Source organism: uncultured Kluyvera sp., assembly GCF_902485085.1.
GTDB classification, from domain to species: Bacteria; Pseudomonadota; Gammaproteobacteria; order Enterobacterales; family Enterobacteriaceae; genus Kluyvera; species Kluyvera ascorbata.
In genome coordinates, this window is the sequence record NZ_CABTJS010000026.1 from 54901 (window position 1) to 72197 (window position 17297).

The window sequence follows — 17297 nt, forward strand, 5'->3', positions numbered from 1 at the left end:
ACTCACGGGGTAGTACTTAGGTCGGTTATTTGTAGATAACCGCGGTGCCGCTAACTTTGTTGTTGGTGTTAGCAGAGGTGATGCTGTAGCCGGTAGCGCCTGCATCAGCAGCTTTCTGCGCCAGTTTTGCTTCCAGACCATCCAGCGTGGTTGCACCGTTGGCGGATACCACACCAATTTCATTCATTTTTTGCGCTTGTTCCTGAGTTACCGGTTGTGCAGCAAAAGCACCGAAAGACAGGGTAGAAAGGGCAATAGCAGCAACAGCATATTTAATCGTTTTCATCATTAATCTCTCGCAGGTGATGTTGTTCGGATGACGTTGTTTCCGTCGATGTGAGAAGTATCACGCTTTTATTCGATGGAATAAATCGAAGAGAATTGATGTCGACAATCAAAAAAATTGAACAATTATTAATGTATTGATTATTAATAAAATATTCATGATGTGAATGTGTTTACGGGTGAAGTGCGGTCAGTAAAGAGATCTAGCGCACAATTTGCCACTTTTTTTGCTAAAAAGCGTGCTCGTAAAGATAATCGATTGCTCTGTATGTTCAGGTATAGTTTTGTCATCAAAACTGGTTAAGTGGTCTATTTGTAGCATTATATTCTTATTGATACGAGATGAGTAAACTTTTCTCGATGTTTTGTATTCTGATGGAGAGGGCGACGTCGGTGACCGCTTTGTTATCCCGGCTTCGTTTAACTCCATCATAAAATTTGAGAGATATTCTCAGCTTAAATTTCTGACCATTCCCGCAGAAGATTGTGATACAGGTTGAGCAGCGAGAGCGCTTCTTCCGATTCGCCGTGACGGCGTTTTAAAGCCTGAATGTTGCCGTCGAGTTCAAACAGCATGGCGCGGCGTTTATCGTCTCGAATCATGGATTGGATCCACATAAACGATGCAACTCGTACGCCTGATGTGACGGGCGTGACGCAGTGCAGGCTGCTGGAAGGGTAGAGGACTAAATCACCTGCCGGGAGCTTCACCGCATGCTGTCCATAGGTATCGTTAACGGTCAGCTCACCGCCTTCGTAGCTATCCGGTTCCGACAAGAACAAGGTGGCGGAAAGGTCGGTGCGCATCCAGCCGGTGTGTGGGTGCTGACGTACCGCGCCGTCGACGTGAAAACCATAGGTTTCCTGCTGCTGATAGCGGTTGAACAGCGGGCTGGAAATGGTTTTTGGCAGTGCGGCGGCGAAGAACAGCGAGTGACGGTTCACCGCGTCCAGCACGCGTGCCTGTAGCCCGGCATAGCGTTCACTGCGGGTATCTACCTGTTGGTTTTGCTTAACCTGCGCACCCTGCGCGCCGACGGTTGCCCGGCCGTCTACCCATTCCGCTTGCTCCAGTTCAGCGACAAGCTGGCGAACCTCTTCGGCGCTCAACACGCCAGGAATGCGGTACATCATGGGAATCTCTCCTTAAAGAAAGTGGGGCTTGCGCCCCACGGTGATACTTAGAAATGTACGTTAGCCGTCAACACGAAGGTTCTTGGCTCGCCCGGATGGTAGCGATAGCCGCTCTTGTTGATCGAGGCAACATAGTTGGTATCAAACAGGTTGTAGGCATTCAGCTGCAGGTCGAGCGTGCTGTTCACGCGGTAACCAATCTTGGCATCGGCAACCCAGTAGCTGTCGGTGGAGTCCGGCGTGCCGACGGCGCCGTCTTTGCCGCGATGCATGCTGCCAATGTAGCGCGCGCCTGCGCCGACGGAAATCGCATCGGTGGCCTGGTACTGGCTCCACAGGGTGAAGGCATGCTCCGGAGTATACGGCAGTGATGATGAGCCGTCTTGTGTCACCTCTGTACCCTGCTGGATGGTGGCGCGCTGCTGCGTGAAGCCGCCAATCACCTGCCATTCCGGGGTGATGTTCCCGGCAACGGAGAGCTCATAGCCTTCCACGCGTTTGGTGCCGTACTGCGAATAGGTGCCGTCGTCGTTGGCTTCAACGTCGTTTTCGATATCGGTACGGAATACCGCCGCCGACAGTAGCAGGCGTTTATCCAGCAGCTCCCATTTGGTGCCGGCTTCGCTGGTTTTCGCTTTTTGCGGTTTGAAATCGGTACGGTTGGCGCTGCTACTGGTTCCACCAGCCGCCAGCGCGAAGTTGCTGCCGCCCGGAGGCTGCTGGGAGATGGCGTAGTTGACGTAGACGTTGCCGTTCTGCGTCAGGTGATACAGGGCCCCCGTTTTCCAGTTGACCAGGTTACCTGATTTCGTGGCATCGACGGTGGTGACAGGCGTGTTTTTGGCAACGCCCGCCGGACAGGCAATGGCGCCACGACCCGTGCCGCCACACAGTGAGGCGCTGTCATATTCGGTGTGATAGCTATCCAGGCGAATACCGCCGTTCAGCTCAAAATCACGGGTAATTTGCAGCGTATCGAACGCGTAAATACCAAAGGTATCGGTCTGACCGTTAGCGTTAGCGCCGCTACGGTTCAGGCTACCGATGTTGACGTTACTGTTCGGGTTATACAGATTGACCACCGGAGCCGTCATCGGGTAGACGCCGTAGTTGGTCTGCTGCTCGTGGGTAAACTCGACGCCGGTGCTGATATCGTGGCCGATAGCGCCGGTGTAGAACTTAGAAGTCAGGTTAGTCTGGTTAGTCAGGATCTTGTTGCTGACATCTTTGGTGTTGACGTTGCGCGTCCAGGTCCAGGTGTTGACGTTGTTAGGGTCCGGTCGACCAATGTTGCTTGCGCCGCCCATTATCGCCGTCATCATATAATCCTGCTTAATCTGCGACCAGCGGGTGGTATTACGGATGGTGGTGGTGTCGTTAAAGTCATGTTCGAAACGCATCGTCACCGTATCGGTGGTGGAGTCGTCGTAGTCTGAGTTGGTGCCGTAGAAATTATGCGTATCGACTTTGCCAGAGCTATTGAGCGCTGATGTGGCGGCGTTTGGTGCGGAGTAGCCCGGTAGGCCCACGGTGGGCACACCGCCGTCCGGCGTGTTGTGCTGGGTAACATGCAGATAGTTCAGATACAGGCGGTTTTGCGTGCCGAGGCCAAAGGCGATGGACGGCGCAACTCCGTAGCGCTCGTTTTTCACGTTATCGCGCCCTGCATCGTGCGTCTTTTCCCCCATCAGGTTTAAGCGTACGGCAGTGGTGTCGCCGATGGCTTCGTTCAGATCCAGCGTGCCGCGGCGATACCACGCGCTGCCTACGCTTGCTGAAGCATCGATACCAGAGTCCAGGCGCGGCTGCTTGCTGATCATATTGATCGAGCCCGTCGGCGCGCTGCGGCCATAGTCTGAACCAGACGGGCCCTTAATCACTTCTACTTGTTCAGTATTGAAAGTGTCACGCGTCACGCTGCCGATATCGCGAATACCGTCGATGTAGATACTGTTAGACGTATCTGCGCCGCGCATATAAATGGTATCGCCGGTTGACGAGCTGCCGTTTTCACCCGCGAAGAAGGCCCCGACGCCTGGGACGTTTTTTAATGCGTCTGTCAGGTTAGTGGCACCTTGATCCTTCAGCACCTGCTCGGAAATCACCGTCACGGTACGCGTGGTGTCGGCAATCGGGCGGCTGAATTTAGGGTCGGCGGATTTCGTTGGAGCATACAGCGATGGCGCTTGCGCTTCGACGACTAACGTATCTCCCGGGCTTTTTTCTTTACTGTCAGCGGCCTGAGCCGTAGGCGTCAGTCCAATGCATAATCCGGTAAAAAACGTGAGCGAGCTAAAGCTACTGAACGGGGTAGTGCGATTTTTATCCATATCAATGAGTGTCTTATAATTTTTAAACGCGAAATTAAAGATGACAACAGGGAACGTCTTGTCCCCTTCGCCACTGCAGGTTGTTTTATCTTTTTTAAATGATGTTGATAATGATTGTGATAATCATTATCAGATCGCGTCACTTTTTATCACTCATTGAACTAAAAATAAATACATTGCTTTACAGTTTCTTCATTTTTTATACATAAAGATTACATATTTGTCGGAGTGACTCCCGGAGTCGCTGCGCTCGTCCGGGCTACGGAGGCAAGGTTTGTAGCCCGGGCGAGGCGTTTATGCCGACTCCGGGAATGGCATCTATCAACCCTGACGCGCATCCGGGCGGATTAAATCAAACCGATGGTTTTCATCAATGGTGTAATAGGCAGACGGACCACCTGCGCGGAGAACCGGCTGCGCTTTGGCGGTTTGGTAGATGCCGTTTTCCAGCAGCGATTCGTCAATGTGAATGCCGACCACTTCGCCCAGCACCAGCCAGGTATCAACGGCGGTACCGTCTGCGCCGGTGAGCTGAATGCACTGCGACAGGCGGCATTCAAAGTTGACCGGGCTTTCGGCAACGCGGGGTGCGTCCACCAGGCGGCTCGGTGCGGCCGTCAGCCCCGCGCGGGCAAACTCATCTTCACCGTGCGGCAGCGTGGCGGAGGTTTCGTTCATCGCGATGGCTAAATCACGGGTGGTCAGATTCCAGACAAACGCTTTGGTATCGACAATATTCTGCACGCTATCTTTCCAGCCGCTGCTGGCGAAACCGATGATCGGTGGCCGATAGTTAAAGCAGTTAAAAAAGCTGTAGGGCGCGAGATTACGCCGCCCCTGCGGGTCGACAGAGGAAATCCAGCCGATAGGACGCGGTCCGACGATGGCGTTGAGCGGGTCGTGAGGTAGCCCATGTCCGTGGGAAGGCTCATAAAAATACATAGCGCACCTGATATTTAGAAGCAGGAATCCAGACTCCCTTATTTACCGCACCGTCGTCAACGGGTATCTTACGCCGCATTACGACAGGAGAAAGTCATGAGTACCCAGAAACCGGGTTTACACCCGCGTAACCGTCATCATAGTCGCTACGATCTCGAAGCGCTGTGCCAGGCCGTGCCAGCACTGCGCGATTTTATTACTCTCAGCCCGGCGGGCGAGCAGACCATCAACTTCGCCGATCCGCTGGCGGTGAAGACGCTGAACAAGGCGCTGCTGGCGCATTTCTATGCGGTTAAAGAGTGGGATATTCCGGAAGGTTTTCTCTGCCCGCCGGTACCGGGGCGCGCGGATTATATCCATCACCTTGGCGACCTGCTCAGCGATGAAAGCGGCAGCGTGGTGAAAGGGGCTAACATTCTGGATATCGGCGTGGGTGCGAACTGCATCTATCCGCTGATTGGCGCGCACGAATACGGCTGGCGCTTTACCGGCAGCGAAACGCACCCTGAAGCGTTTGCCAGCGCGCAGGCTATCCTGAGCGCGAATCCATCGCTGAATCGCATGATTCGCCTGCGTCGCCAGAAGGATACGACGGCGATGTTCAACGGCGTTATTCACAAAAACGAGCAGTATGATGCCACGCTGTGCAACCCGCCGTTTCATGATTCTGCGGCCGCAGCGCGCGCGGGCAGCGAGCGTAAGCGTCGTAACCTGGGCCAGGATCGTGATGATGCGCTGAACTTTGGCGGCCAACAGCAGGAGCTGTGGTGTGATGGCGGGGAAGTGGCCTTTATCAAACAGATGATTGCAGAGAGCAAAGGTTTTGCCCGTCAGGTGATGTGGTTTACATCGCTGGTGTCCAAAGGCGAAAATCTGCCGCCGTTGTACCGCGCGTTAACCGACGTGGGTGCGGTAAAAGTAGTGAAAAAAGAGATGTCACAGGGTCAGAAGCAAAGTCGCTTTATCGCCTGGTCATTTATGGATGACGAACAGCGTCGTCGTTTCCTGGCGCGCAAACGCTAAGAAAAACGCCGTTTACCCCTTGGGGATAAACGGCGTTAGCATCAGGAGACGTGCTGCAGGAACTCTTGCAGACGTTGGCTTGGTGGGTTCTTCACCAATTCCTGCGGGTTGCCATCTTCGGCAATCCGGCCTTTATCGATAAAGATCAGACGAGACGCCACTTTCTCAGCAAAGCCGATTTCGTGGGTCACGATAACCATCGTCATGCCTTCTTCAGCCAGATCCTGCATTACTTTCAACACTTCGTGGCGCAGTTCAGGGTCGAGCGCTGATGTAGGCTCATCAAACAGCATCATTTTCGGTTTCACCGCCAGCGCACGGGCAATCGCCACGCGCTGCTGCTGGCCGCCGGAAAGCTCAGAAGGGTAGTGATGGGCGCGCTCGGCAAGGCCGACTTTCGCCAGCAGATCTTTGGCCAGCTTTTCTGCCGCATCTTTCTTCAGGCCGCGCACGCGGGTTGGGCCGAACATCACGTTTTCCAGCGCCGTCAGGTGCGGGAACAGATAGAACTGCTGGAACACCATACCCGCTTCCTGGCGGATCAGGCGTTCATCCACTTTCGGGTCGTTGACCTTCAGACCATCGACGATCAGCTCACCGCTGGTAATCTCTTCCAGCTTGTTAATGCAGCGCAGCAGAGTCGATTTACCGGAGCCGGACGGCCCGATAATCACCACAACCTCACCCTGCTTGACGTTGAGATCGATGTTATGCAGCACCTGGGTTTGCCCAAAGTGCTTGGAGACGTTTTTAAATTCAATCACAGGATTTTCATCCTTCTTTCAAGAACGCGGAGCACGATGTTGAGTACCTGCGTGATAATGAGGTAGATAACGCCAACCGCGGTCCAGATTTCCAGCGCACGGAAGTTCCCGGCGATAATTTCCTGACCGCTGCGGGTCAACTCTGCGGCACCGATAACGATAAACAGCGAGGTATCTTTGATACTGATAATGAGCTGGTTGCCGAGCGCGGGCAGCATGCGGCGCAGGGCCAGCGGCATAATCACGTGACGAATGGTTTCGCGACGGGAAAGACCAAGCGCAAGACCGGCCTCGCTGAAACCTTTATGGATCGACAGCACCGAGCCACGGGTGATTTCGGCAATGTAGGCACCGGAGTTGATCATGATAGTGATCACCGCTGCGGTGAAGGTGTCGATGCGAATATCCGGGAAGGCCATCGGCAGGGCGAAGTAGATATACATCACCTGCACTACGATCGGCGTACCGCGGATCACTTCAATGAATACGAGGGCAATGTGGTTAGCAATCCAGCCGCCGTAGGTGCGGGCCAGACCCGCCAGCAGACCGATAACAATACCGCCCGCCAGGCCGAGGATCGAAATCCACAGAGTCATTTTGGCGCCGTCCAACAAAATTGGAATGGCTGGCCAGATGACGCTCCAGTCAAACTGCATGATGTATTCCTGTATACCGTGGTGGAAAATAAAAAAACTAGCCAACGTGTGCTGACTAAAATTGTAGGCCCGGTAAGCGCAAGCGCCACCGGGCGTTACAGAACCTGATGGATCAGGTTGGTTTATTTAGGTTCAGTACCGAACCATTTTTTGTAGATTTCGTTGTAGGTGCCGTTCTCTTTCAGCGTTTTCAGCGCGCCGTTAACTTTGGTGCGCAGCTCGTCGTTGCCTTTAGAGAACGCAATACCGTACTGCTGCGCTTCCAGAGATTCGCCTACCGCTTTGAACTGACCGTTACCGGCAGTTTTGATGAAGTAGAGAATGTTTGGCGTATCGTGCAGCACCGCGTCAGCGCGATTGGTGCCTAATTCCATGTAGGCGTTATCGATATTCGGGAACTGACGCAGGTCTTTGGTTTTGATGTTGGCTTTCGCGTAATCAACAGAACCGGTACCGCTCTTCACGGCTACCACTTTGCCGTCGAGATCTTTCACGCTTTTAATGTCGTTGTTGTTGGCTTTAACCATCACCAGCAGGCCGCTTTTGTAGTAGCCATCGGAGAAGTCGACCGCTTTTTTACGTTCGTCGGTAATGGTGATACCCGCCAGCGCCAGGTCGATATTTTTGGTCTGCAGCGCAGGGATAATGCCGCTGAAGTCCATTGGCTTCAGGGTGTAATCCAGCTTCAGTTCTTTCGCAATCGCGGCCCACAGATCGATATCAAAGCCGACGTACTTGTCGCCTTGTTTGAATTCAAACGGAACGAACGCCGTGTCAGTTGCCACAACCAGTTGCTTATCTGCGGCATGAGAAGAAACCGCGAAAGCCAGGGTGAGTGCAGCCAGTGAAACTTTAAACATAGACTTCATAGCATTTCCTTTTATATCCACGGGGCGATCCCCTGCGAGAACATTCGGCTTATGAAAGAATCGTGCCAACTTCACAATGCATTGTTTATTAACAAATAATGTGTTTTACCCTGCACGATATTGGCAGGATAAATGTCCATATGCACCATGAGAGGGCACCAAAGTGGTGCGTGATGTTGATGTTGTTAAGTATGGTGTTTTTTAGCGCAAACGTAGGGGATAAAACAATCTTTTATTAACGATTGTGTGAGGTGATTATTACAAATGATTTACTTTGGCGGGGTTTATGACCGTAGTTGCGCACTTTTCTGGTGCAATGCCCTTTCTGCGGGGGGCAGAAAGGGCATAGGATTGACTTATGGTTATTCAATATTCGCTTCAATGAACCACAGGAATTTATCCAGATCGCGGGAGGCGGCGGTGAAGATATCTGCGGTATCTTCATCTTTCGCTTCGCTAATCGCTTTACGAACGTCGTTTGCCACAATGGCATAGCGCTCAGCCAGTGCTTTCAGGTGATCCTGTACGCTGGTGATATCCAGCGGGTAGCTTTTCAGCGGAGTCTGGGCGTTGATGACCTGGGTAGTACCCAGTGCGATACCGCCGAGCTGCACGGCACGTTCCGCCATGGTATCGAGGTGATCGGTTAACGCGGTACGGAAGCCGTCGAGCATCTCATGCACGGCAATAAAGTTGGCACCGCGCATGTTCCAGTGCGCCTGTTTGGTAATCAATGACAGATCGATAAACTGCAGAACCTGACGATTGAGTAACGCAACGGTGGCCTGTTTTTCACTGTCCGGAACGTCGTTACGCGTATAAAGAAGGTGGGCGTTTTTCGTTTTAACCAGTTTTGCAGTACTCATAGTCATATATCCTCTTGATTTATACACCGCTATAGGTTGGTGTATTTCGTCCTCATGAATTAACGAAAACAAGTATAGCACCGTCACCGGGACGGTATTTTCTGATTCTGCCTATAGGTATGATAGTGACGACGGTAATTGTTTAAAAATCTTTGAAAAACAATGAATTAAAAAATTATGGCAGTGGGGTTATATTTTTGTGGCGGATTTTATTGATATTAAATAAGAAATTATGCAATTCGAAAGGGTTATTATGCATAGTGGTGCGCACTATGCATAATATAAGAAAATTAGTCGACGTCGATCTCTTTAATTTTACTTTCCTGGCGCATGGTCAGCGTTGATCCCATTGAAGCAGCAATAATAGCGCCTAGCGCCAGCGTCTGGCTCAGGGTCAGCATTTCACCGAGAAAAACCATCCCGGAGAGCGCCGCCAACGCGGGCTCCATGCTCATTAATGTACCGAAAGTTCGGGTCGGCAAACGCGTGAGTGCGATCATCTCCAGCGAGTAAGGCAGCGCCGTCGACAGGACGGCAATAGCCAATCCCAGCGGTAATATTGACCAGTGCCACAGGGCGTCCGCGGCCTGGAAAGCGCCCAGCGGCACAAAGACGATTGCCGCAATCAGTGAGCCCATTGCCACCGTCGCCGGGCCGTGCTCTTCCCCGGCGCGTCGCCCGCTCAGAATATAAACCGCCCAGCCAGCCCCGGCTCCCAGCGCCAGCAGCGCGCCGGTCAAGTCGACGTGCGCGACGTCCTGACCGAGTGGTAGCAGGAACCACAGGCCGACGACCGCCAGAATCACCCAGATAAAATCGACCGCGCGGCGAGATGAAAAGAGGGCGACGGCCAGCGGGCCGGTAAATTCGAGCGCCACCGCAATGCCCAGCGGAATACGCTGCAATGACAAATAGAAGAGATAGTTCATGGCGCCCAGCGACAGTCCATAGAACAGCAGCGGTAGCCGTTGCGCTTTGGCAAAGCGAAGCCGCCAGGGTTTGAACACCACAACGAGAATTAGGGTACCGAGCGCCAGACGAAGCGCAGTCACACCAGGGGCACCAACGAGTGGAAACAATGATTTAGCCAGCGATGCTCCGCTCTGGATAGAGACCATTGAGATAAGAATAACGAGTATGGGTAACCACGAAGGTACCTTGCGGAGCGAACCGGACATCTTTTTCCTGTCAGTTTTTGTCAAAAGAGGTAAAACCGGCAGTGTAATTGAAATAGTGCACTACGGTTGAGGGAATGTTGAAAAAAAAGTGTCATGGAACGAGTAGAATTTCTTTAGTCGAGAAGAATTTAGTCTGTCAAATTAGGAATTGTCTGGAAAAATCATCCCCGTTTTAACCTGCGTAGAAGTCATGCTGAGGTTAAAAAAACATTATTAATCAGATGGATGAATCATGATGGAAATAAAATGTTACATCATTGATGCCTTTAGACACCGTTAGGTCGAAAGAGTTTCTTAACAATTTTTGATATATTTAAAACTTAGGACTTATTAGAAGCACATTTGAGGTGGTTATTATGAAAAAAATCGCATGTCTTTCAGCACTGGCCGCTGTACTGGCTATCTCCGCAGGTACTGCTGTAGCTGCAACTTCTACCGTTACTGGTGGTTACGCTCAGAGCGATATGCAGGGCGTTGCTAACAAAGCGGGCGGTTTCAACTTGAAATACCGCTACGAAGCAGACAACAGCCCACTGGGTGTGATCAGCTCCTTCACCTACACTGAAAAAAGTGACACCCAGAACGGCGTGTACACCAAAGGTCAGTACTACGGCATCACTGCTGGTCCTGCTTACCGCATCAACGACTGGGCTAGCATCTACGGCGTAGTTGGTCTGGGCTATGGTAAAGCACAGGGTAACCAATTCCCTGAAACCAACAGCACCAGCGACTACGGTTTCTCCTACGGTGCAGGTCTGCAGTTCAACCCAATCGAGAACGTAGCTCTGGACGTATCCTACGAGCAGTCTCGTATTCGTAGCGTTGACGTTGGTACCTGGATCGTCGGTGCAGGTTACCGCTTCTAATCACTTCGGTGATATAAAAAGGGGTCTTGATGACCCCTTTTTTAATGCCTATTTTTCGTGAATTAACAGCCTGCTGCGATGTAGTCGCCGTTAGCGCTGATCGGAATCACCGTCAAAAACAGGACGGTAGCAAAAAGCACCAGCATCACTCCTCCGGCAATTTTGACCGCCGGCATCACCCATCCGTGTTTTCCCGCGCCGCCAAAAAAGGCGACCGTCCGTTCACGCGCGTAGCGTACGGCGAGCGATAGCCCAAGAATCGACAGGGCGGTACCAAGCGCCATTGTCATTACCGCTGCAATCCCCCAACTGACGATACCGAGCGCGTTGGCAAACATCAGAATCATAATCGCGCCGCTGCACGGCCGGGCACCAATTGCCAGAATTACGCCCAGCCGCGTTTTCCAATCACTTTCAGCAAGCGTAGCACCTACGCCATGATTTCCGCAGCCGCACTGTTCGTCGTGTTGGTGCAGCGGTTTGAGCGATGAGATAGCGAGTTTACGCGGACGCAGGCTTTTCAGCGTCTGATAGATAACAAACAGCCCGAATGCGCCAATCATCACCGCGCTGATTTTCTCGACGTACCAGCGGCTGGTACTGAGATCGCCTGAGGCCAGATTGAAGCCGACGGCCAGAATAAAAACAAAAAGAATGGCGCTAATGCCCTGCATCAGGCTACCGATAAACGGCACCACGCGTGCGGCCAGAAGGCTCTCTTTGTTGGTGCTGAGATAGGTGGTGACGATAAATTTGCCATGCCCGGGCCCAATGGCATGCAGTACGCCGTAGAAAAATGCGCCGGTGAGTAACCAAAGACCGCCGCTGTATTCGTGGTTGTTTAACTGCAGCAGGTACATCACCAGATAACGGTGTAGAGTGATTTGCGTCGCCAGGCACCACTGGATAAAGGCGTTCCAGTGGGTATGTAAGCTGAACGCGGTGGCGAGCAGAAGCAGTAGTAATAGCCCTGCGGTGGGAATACGCCAGTCACGGGTAAGACGTTGTGCAATCATCATCATGCTCGTGGTGAGAGGTCTTGAGATGAGTATAGTAATGCAACGTTAGGCGGGTTTGCTATCCGTCTACCTGATTAAGAGGTAAACGGATATCCGGCGTGCGACAGGGGAAAGTTAGCTTTTGGGATCAAACAGATCCGTTTTCAGCGAATCGTAATCCACTTTTTGTAACTGGAAGTTGGTGATAAAGACCTTCCCGGCTTTTTGCGACGAGATAAAGCGGTACTTAGGTACGATCTCCTGCGTCTGGATCCCGGTCCACTGGGAGAAGAAGCTCAGGAAGTCGTTGGCAGAACGACGCGCCTTGATGATGTTGTGCTTTTTATCATCGCTGGATAGCACCATAAACGGCACCTGGAAGTTCTGCTGGTATTTATCATCGTGCGCCAGGTATTGCACCGCTTTTCCACGCTCTTTAAAAGCCAGACCGTGGTCGGAGAAATAGACCATCGAGAAGCTATCGGTATTCCGGCGCAGCTGGTCGTAAAGCTGGCTGAGCAGGCTGTCGGTTTGCGTCATGCTGTAGAGATAGCATGATGTCTCTTTGGACTGCACGAACTGGGCATATTTACCCTGGGTACGGTCGCAGGCCTGCGGGTGTGAACCCATCAGGTGCAGCACAATCAGCTGTGGCTGGCTGCGGGCGGTAGAAAGTACCTGGGCGGTCATTTTCAGCAGCGCCTCGTCGCGGGTGTTTTTGTCCGCTTCGAAATCACCGCTTTTCAGGAAGTGCACTTCATCGGCGCGCTTGGCGATACTGGCAATGGCGGTATCGTACTCGCCAATTTGCCCCTGGTTTGAGAACCACCAGGTCTGGAACCCCGCGCGGTTGGCGAGAGTGACGAAGTTATCCTGATACAGTGGTTTACCGTCGACCACGCGGTTCAGGGTCAGCCCCAGCGATTTTTGCGTGGAACCGCTGGCGGCAACGTAGTTGGTGAACAAATTGCCATTGACCGAGCTGGCGAACGGGGTATTGTCCCAGTGTCCACCAAATGCACCCAGCGCGTCACGGCGTGCGCTTTCACCAATCACCACCACATAGGTGTGATATTTTGGCTTCACGGCGAGCACGTTCCAGGTGTCTTTCATATTGGAAAGCTCAGCCATACGCTGCTGCTCGTCAATGACCTCGTTGTTGTTAACGATGATGTCTTTGACGAAGCGGAAAGCCGGGTAGCCGCTATCTCTAAGTTTAAATCCCCAACCATCAATCTTGTTTTGAATCGGCTGAACGAAGAAGACGCCGATGCAGAACAGCAGACACAGTGTTTCCATCACGCCCCAGCGCCCGATTTCTGTTTCTTTACGACGTACGGCAATCACGCCGAGCACGAAAATAAACAGGCCAACCAGGTAGCTATACCACGGGAAGATGGTGAAGATTTCCGTCGACTCTTCGACGTTGGTCGAGTGAAGCGCCAGCAGGGTGTTGAAGTTCGGTGCGCCGTAGGCCTGGCTGAACGGGAAATAGAGTGCGCCTACCAGAGAATAAACCCCCAGAATGACCTTCTGCGCTTTTGGCAAGGTGCGCCATAGCAGGTGCAGCACGCCGGTAAACGCCACCGCATACAGCAGGCTAAACGGATAACCCAACGCCAGGTTAATCAGGATCGATTGTAAAAAATAAAATCCCGTCCATGGGCTCAGGGCAAGCCCACGCGCAGCGAGGGTTTCTTTCAGGGTCAGGTTCATAGATAGCAACTATAAAAACGCCATGCGCATCCCCTGGCGTCAAGGGGTATTTATTGGCCAGACAGTGCGAGAAAAGGTGTTGCAGAGGTCGGGGCTGCAAGAAGATAAAGCGTGTGTATAGTTGGGTCAACTACTCATAACGAATTGTTTTGGGAGGGAGATTGCAAAACCAGAAAATAGTCGGGGTTTTTGGAGGCAAAAAGCCAGTCTGCCACCGAATTGTGACGGAAAAATGAAGCGGCGATGCGCTCGCCGCTTAGCGGGACGGAGTGTCCTGTTGCGGTTTGTTGTTGAACAGGTCGCAAATCATACCAATCAACATTAACCGGACTTTAAAAGGAGAGTGACTAAACACGCTGATACACCTCTTGAATTCGTTCATGGTTCCTCCTGCGATTTGACTCGTCTTTCCGTGATGAGCGTTTGCATTACGTACAGATATAGCACAGGCTATATTTTATAGCTATGGCTAAAACGTTAATTTTTTGTACTCGGGTCACAATCCATTACAATGGACTCACTTGATATGACGCGTTCAGGCGTCACACAGATGAGGAAGTGCTATGAGCCGCCGCGCAGGTACGCCAACAACAAAAAAAGCGACGCAGCTGGTGAACGTTGAGGAACACGTCGAAGGGTTCCGTCAGGTGCGGGAAGCGCATCGTCGGGAGCTGATTGACGACTATGTTGAGCTGATTTCTGATTTGATCCGTGAAGTAGGGGAAGCGCGACAGGTGGACATGGCCGCTCGCCTTGGCGTATCGCAGCCAACGGTCGCCAAAATGCTCAAGCGTCTGGCGGGTGTAGGGCTGATTGAACAGATTCCATGGCGCGGGGTGTTTCTGACGCCGGAAGGGGAAAAGCTGGCGCAGGAGAGCCGCGAGCGTCATCAGGTGGTGGAAAACTTTCTGCTGGTGCTGGGCGTCAGCGCCGATACTGCCCGTCGCGACGCGGAGGGCATTGAGCATCACGTCAGCGAAGAGACGCTCGATATGTTCCGCCAGTTTACCCAGAAGCACGGGCAACACGCTGAATGAACCTCCCTTTTATACGGTCGCTGGCTCGCGACCGTTTTTTGCACCTGCTGATTATCGTCGGCGTTCTGCTGAGCTTTTTCGTTCCCTTCATGCCGTCAAGCTGGCCTGCGGCGATTGACTGGCACACCATCATTACCCTGAGCGGCCTGATGCTACTTACCAAAGGGGTAGAGCAGAGCGGCTATTTTGATGTCCTTGGGCGCAAAATGGCGCGCCGCTTTGCCACTGAGCGGCAGCTAGCGCTGTTTATGGTGCTGGCGGCAGCGCTGCTCTCAACGTTTCTGACCAACGACGTGGCGCTGTTTATCGTGGTGCCGCTGACCTTAACGCTGAAAAAATGGTGCGCGTTGCCGATTAACCGGCTGATTATTTTCGAGGCGCTGGCGGTCAACGCCGGGTCGCTGTTAACGCCTATCGGCAACCCGCAGAACATTTTGCTATGGGGGCGCTCGGGCCTCTCATTTCCGGCGTTTACCTTGCAAATGTTGCCGTTGGCGCTGGCGATGATGGTCACGCTGCTGGTGCTGTGTTGGTTTTGCTTTCCGGCGAAAAAGTTACAGTTTCAAAGCAGTGATATCACGCCGTCCTGGCAGCCGCGTCTGGTGTGGAGCTGTCTGGCGTTCTACCTCGTCTTTCTCACCGCGCTCGAGATGAAGCAGGAGCTTTGGGGCCTGGTGATTGTCGCCGTTGGTTTTCTGCTGCTGGCAAGGCGCGTGGTTTTCGGCGTGGACTGGACGTTGCTGCTGGTGTTTATGGCGATGTTTATCGATGTCCATTTGCTTACCCAGCTTCCGGCGCTGCATCAGGTATTAAGCGGGGTGAGTGGGCTCTCTGATGGGCCGCTGTGGCTGACGGCGATTGGGCTTTCGCAGGTCATCAGTAACGTTCCATCGACCATTCTCCTGCTCAACTACGTGCCGCCGTCGCTGCTGCTGGCATGGGCGGTAAACGTGGGGGGTTTCGGACTGCTGCCCGGCTCGCTGGCAAACCTGATTGCCCTGCGCATGGCGGCGGACCGACGTATCTGGTGGCGCTTTCATCTGTACTCTATTCCGATGCTGCTGTGGGCAGCGGCGGTGGGGTACGGGCTGCTGTTGCTCCTCCGCTGATCTTTCTCCCGGCCAAGCGAAGCGCCGCCGGGAAAAACCCTCTCCGACTCACAAAAAACGATCTTCGAGGTTGCGCACTTTTTCGTCTTCGCGTTATATGACTAGTCATGAAATTTAAATGACTAGTCATATAGGAGCCGAACCATGAAATCATCACTGCCCGCCAACTTCCTCTGGGGCAACTCTGTTTCCAGCATGCAGACCGAAGGCGCCTGGAATGAAGGCGGCAAGGGGATGTCGGTCTACGATATTCGCGAACCGAAAGAGTTCGCCTCTGACTGGAAGGTGGCGACAGATTCTTATCATCGCTATGAAGAAGATTTTGATTTAATGAAAGATCTGGGCATGAACTGCTATCGCTTCCAGATTGCCTGGAGCCGCGTATGCCCAACCGGCGACGGCGAATTCAACGAAGAGGGCATTGCCTTTTACGACCGTTTTATCGATGCGCTGATCGAACGCGGCATTGAGCCCATGATCTGCCTGTACCATTTCGATATGCCTCTGGCGATGGCGGAAAAATATAACGGCTTTACCGACCGTCGCGTGATGGAAGCGTTTATCCGCTACGGTAAGAAAGTGATCGACTGCTTCGGCGACAAGGTGACCTGGTGGCTGACCTTTAACGAGCAAAATCTCTACCACATGCCGGAAACGTTCCTGATCTCCGGCTATATGCGCGGCGACAAAACCCTGCGCGAGCTTTATGAAATTCAGCACCACGTGATGATGGCCCACGCTCACCTCACGAACTACCTGCACGACACCAAACCGGGCAAGCTGATGGGCGGGATGCTGGCGCACGCCCAGGTTTATCCGGCCACCTGCAAGCCACGCGATGTCTTCTGCGCTCAGCAGCTTGATGAGTTCTTCAACCAGAACCTGCTGCGCGCCTTTGCTGGCGAGGGCTACAGCCCGGAAGTCATGCACTTCGTTAAACAGTCCGGCTTTGACGACATCTATCGTGAGGAAGATTTGGCGGTGCTGGCGACCATGAAAAACGACTACATGGCCTTTAGCTACTATGCCAGCCGCACGCTCAACAGCGACGCTATCCCGGAAGGCACGGCGGTGAACAACTATATGCTGTTTGGCGACACGCCGAACCCGTATCTGAAAGCCACTGAGTGGAACTGGCAGATAGACCCGCTCGGTTTTCGCAGTATCATTACGCGCTATTACAATGACTGGCGTCTGCCGGTGTTCCCGATTGAGAACGGCATTGGGGTGATCGAATCCTGGGATGGTGAAAACATCATCGAGGATGACTATCGCATTGCCTATCATCGCGACCATATTAACGCCATGAAAGCGGCGATGTTTGAAGATGGCGCAGAGGTCATTGGCTATCTCGGCTGGGGGCTGATTGATATTCTTAGCTCGCAGGGCGATATGCGTAAACGTTACGGTGTGGTCTACGTCAACCGTGAAAACCATGATTTGAAAGACCTGAAGCGTGTACCGAAGAAAAGCTATGAATGGCTGAAAAAAGCGATTCATAGCAACGGCGAAGAGATGTAACAA

General features: G+C 52.8%; 17 protein-coding genes. 5 read left to right on the top strand and 12 right to left on the bottom strand.

Features of this window, described 5'->3' with window-relative positions; translation table 11 throughout:
* Positions 1 to 25 precede the first annotated feature (25 nt).
* The 4 genes from ybiJ to RDN66_RS04200 all read right to left on the bottom strand — a co-directional run bounded on the left by ybiJ (position 26) and on the right by RDN66_RS04200 (position 4691).
* Entirely contained in the window at positions 26 to 286 is a 261-nt protein-coding gene (ybiJ, locus tag RDN66_RS04185; protein WP_035892289.1) for a DUF1471 family protein YbiJ, read from the bottom strand.
* A gap of 455 nt (positions 287 to 741) precedes the next feature.
* Positions 742 to 1419, bottom strand: coding sequence for a PKHD-type hydroxylase YbiX (ybiX, locus tag RDN66_RS04190; RefSeq protein WP_202216188.1), 678 nt, complete (start codon positions 1417 to 1419; stop codon positions 742 to 744).
* A gap of 47 nt (positions 1420 to 1466) precedes the next feature.
* Positions 1467 to 3749, bottom strand: coding sequence for a catecholate siderophore receptor Fiu (locus RDN66_RS04195; protein ID WP_202216187.1), 2283 nt, complete (start codon positions 3747 to 3749; stop codon positions 1467 to 1469).
* Positions 3750 to 4070: 321 nt separating this feature from the next.
* Complete coding sequence (locus RDN66_RS04200; RefSeq protein ID WP_035892267.1) at positions 4071 to 4691, bottom strand: flavin reductase family protein; 621 nt, start codon at positions 4689 to 4691, stop codon at positions 4071 to 4073.
* A 96-nt stretch (positions 4692 to 4787) separates the two neighbouring features.
* On the opposite strand from RDN66_RS04200, the gene rlmF reads away from it, so the two are divergent.
* On the top strand, positions 4788 to 5714 hold the full coding sequence (gene rlmF / locus RDN66_RS04205) for a 23S rRNA (adenine(1618)-N(6))-methyltransferase RlmF (protein ID WP_035892268.1): 927 nt from the start codon (positions 4788 to 4790) through the stop codon (positions 5712 to 5714).
* 41 nt (positions 5715 to 5755) lie between these two features.
* Here the strand turns inward: rlmF and glnQ are convergent, their stop codons facing one another.
* From glnQ to rhtA, 5 genes are all read right to left on the bottom strand, one after another.
* Positions 5756 to 6478: a glutamine ABC transporter ATP-binding protein GlnQ gene (gene glnQ / locus RDN66_RS04210; protein WP_035892269.1), complete on the bottom strand. Its 723-nt coding sequence runs from the start codon at positions 6476 to 6478 to the stop codon at positions 5756 to 5758.
* Entirely contained in the window at positions 6475 to 7134 is a 660-nt protein-coding gene (gene glnP, locus RDN66_RS04215; protein WP_035892271.1) for a glutamine ABC transporter permease GlnP, read from the bottom strand. The genes glnQ and glnP overlap by 4 nt, the downstream gene beginning before the upstream one ends.
* A 122-nt stretch (positions 7135 to 7256) precedes the next feature.
* Positions 7257 to 8003 carry a glutamine ABC transporter substrate-binding protein GlnH gene (glnH, locus tag RDN66_RS04220; protein WP_035892272.1) on the bottom strand — a complete coding sequence of 249 codons (747 nt, stop codon included), beginning with the start codon at positions 8001 to 8003 and terminating at the stop codon, positions 7257 to 7259.
* A gap of 362 nt (positions 8004 to 8365) precedes the next feature.
* A complete protein-coding gene (dps, locus tag RDN66_RS04225) occupies positions 8366 to 8869 on the bottom strand; it encodes a DNA starvation/stationary phase protection protein Dps (protein WP_123651747.1) in 504 nt (167 codons plus the stop codon).
* Positions 8870 to 9159: 290 nt separating this feature from the next.
* Entirely contained in the window at positions 9160 to 10047 is an 888-nt protein-coding gene (rhtA, locus tag RDN66_RS04230; protein WP_202216186.1) for a threonine/homoserine exporter RhtA, read from the bottom strand.
* A 356-nt stretch (positions 10048 to 10403) separates the two neighbouring features.
* Between rhtA and ompX the strand changes: the two genes are divergently transcribed.
* Entirely contained in the window at positions 10404 to 10913 is a 510-nt protein-coding gene (ompX, locus tag RDN66_RS04235; protein WP_123651374.1) for an outer membrane protein OmpX, read from the top strand.
* A 62-nt stretch (positions 10914 to 10975) separates the two neighbouring features.
* On the opposite strand, the gene RDN66_RS04240 is transcribed toward ompX, so the two are convergent.
* The 3 genes from RDN66_RS04240 to mntS form a co-directional block, all read right to left on the bottom strand.
* Complete coding sequence (locus tag RDN66_RS04240) at positions 10976 to 11929, bottom strand: nickel/cobalt transporter (protein ID WP_202218147.1); 954 nt, start codon at positions 11927 to 11929, stop codon at positions 10976 to 10978.
* Between the two features lie 117 nt (positions 11930 to 12046).
* Complete coding sequence (locus tag RDN66_RS04245) at positions 12047 to 13627, bottom strand: phosphoethanolamine transferase (RefSeq protein WP_202216185.1); 1581 nt, start codon at positions 13625 to 13627, stop codon at positions 12047 to 12049.
* Positions 13628 to 13883: 256 nt separating this feature from the next.
* Positions 13884 to 14009, bottom strand: a complete 126-nt coding sequence (mntS, locus tag RDN66_RS04250) for a manganase accumulation protein MntS (RefSeq protein WP_035892278.1) — start codon at positions 14007 to 14009, stop codon at positions 13884 to 13886.
* Between the two features lie 181 nt (positions 14010 to 14190).
* On the opposite strand from mntS, the gene mntR reads away from it, so the two are divergent.
* The 3 genes from mntR (at position 14191) to RDN66_RS04265 (ending at position 17294) form a co-directional block, all read left to right on the top strand.
* Entirely contained in the window at positions 14191 to 14664 is a 474-nt protein-coding gene (mntR, locus tag RDN66_RS04255; RefSeq protein WP_035892280.1) for a manganese-binding transcriptional regulator MntR, read from the top strand.
* Positions 14661 to 15773, top strand: coding sequence for an anion transporter (locus RDN66_RS04260; protein ID WP_202216184.1), 1113 nt, complete (start codon positions 14661 to 14663; stop codon positions 15771 to 15773). Before mntR ends, RDN66_RS04260 begins: the two co-directional genes overlap by 4 nt.
* A gap of 144 nt (positions 15774 to 15917) precedes the next feature.
* Positions 15918 to 17294 (top strand): glycoside hydrolase family 1 protein, encoded by a 1377-nt coding sequence (locus RDN66_RS04265; RefSeq protein WP_202216183.1) that lies wholly within the window; start codon positions 15918 to 15920, stop codon positions 17292 to 17294.
* Positions 17295 to 17297 lie beyond the last annotated feature (3 nt).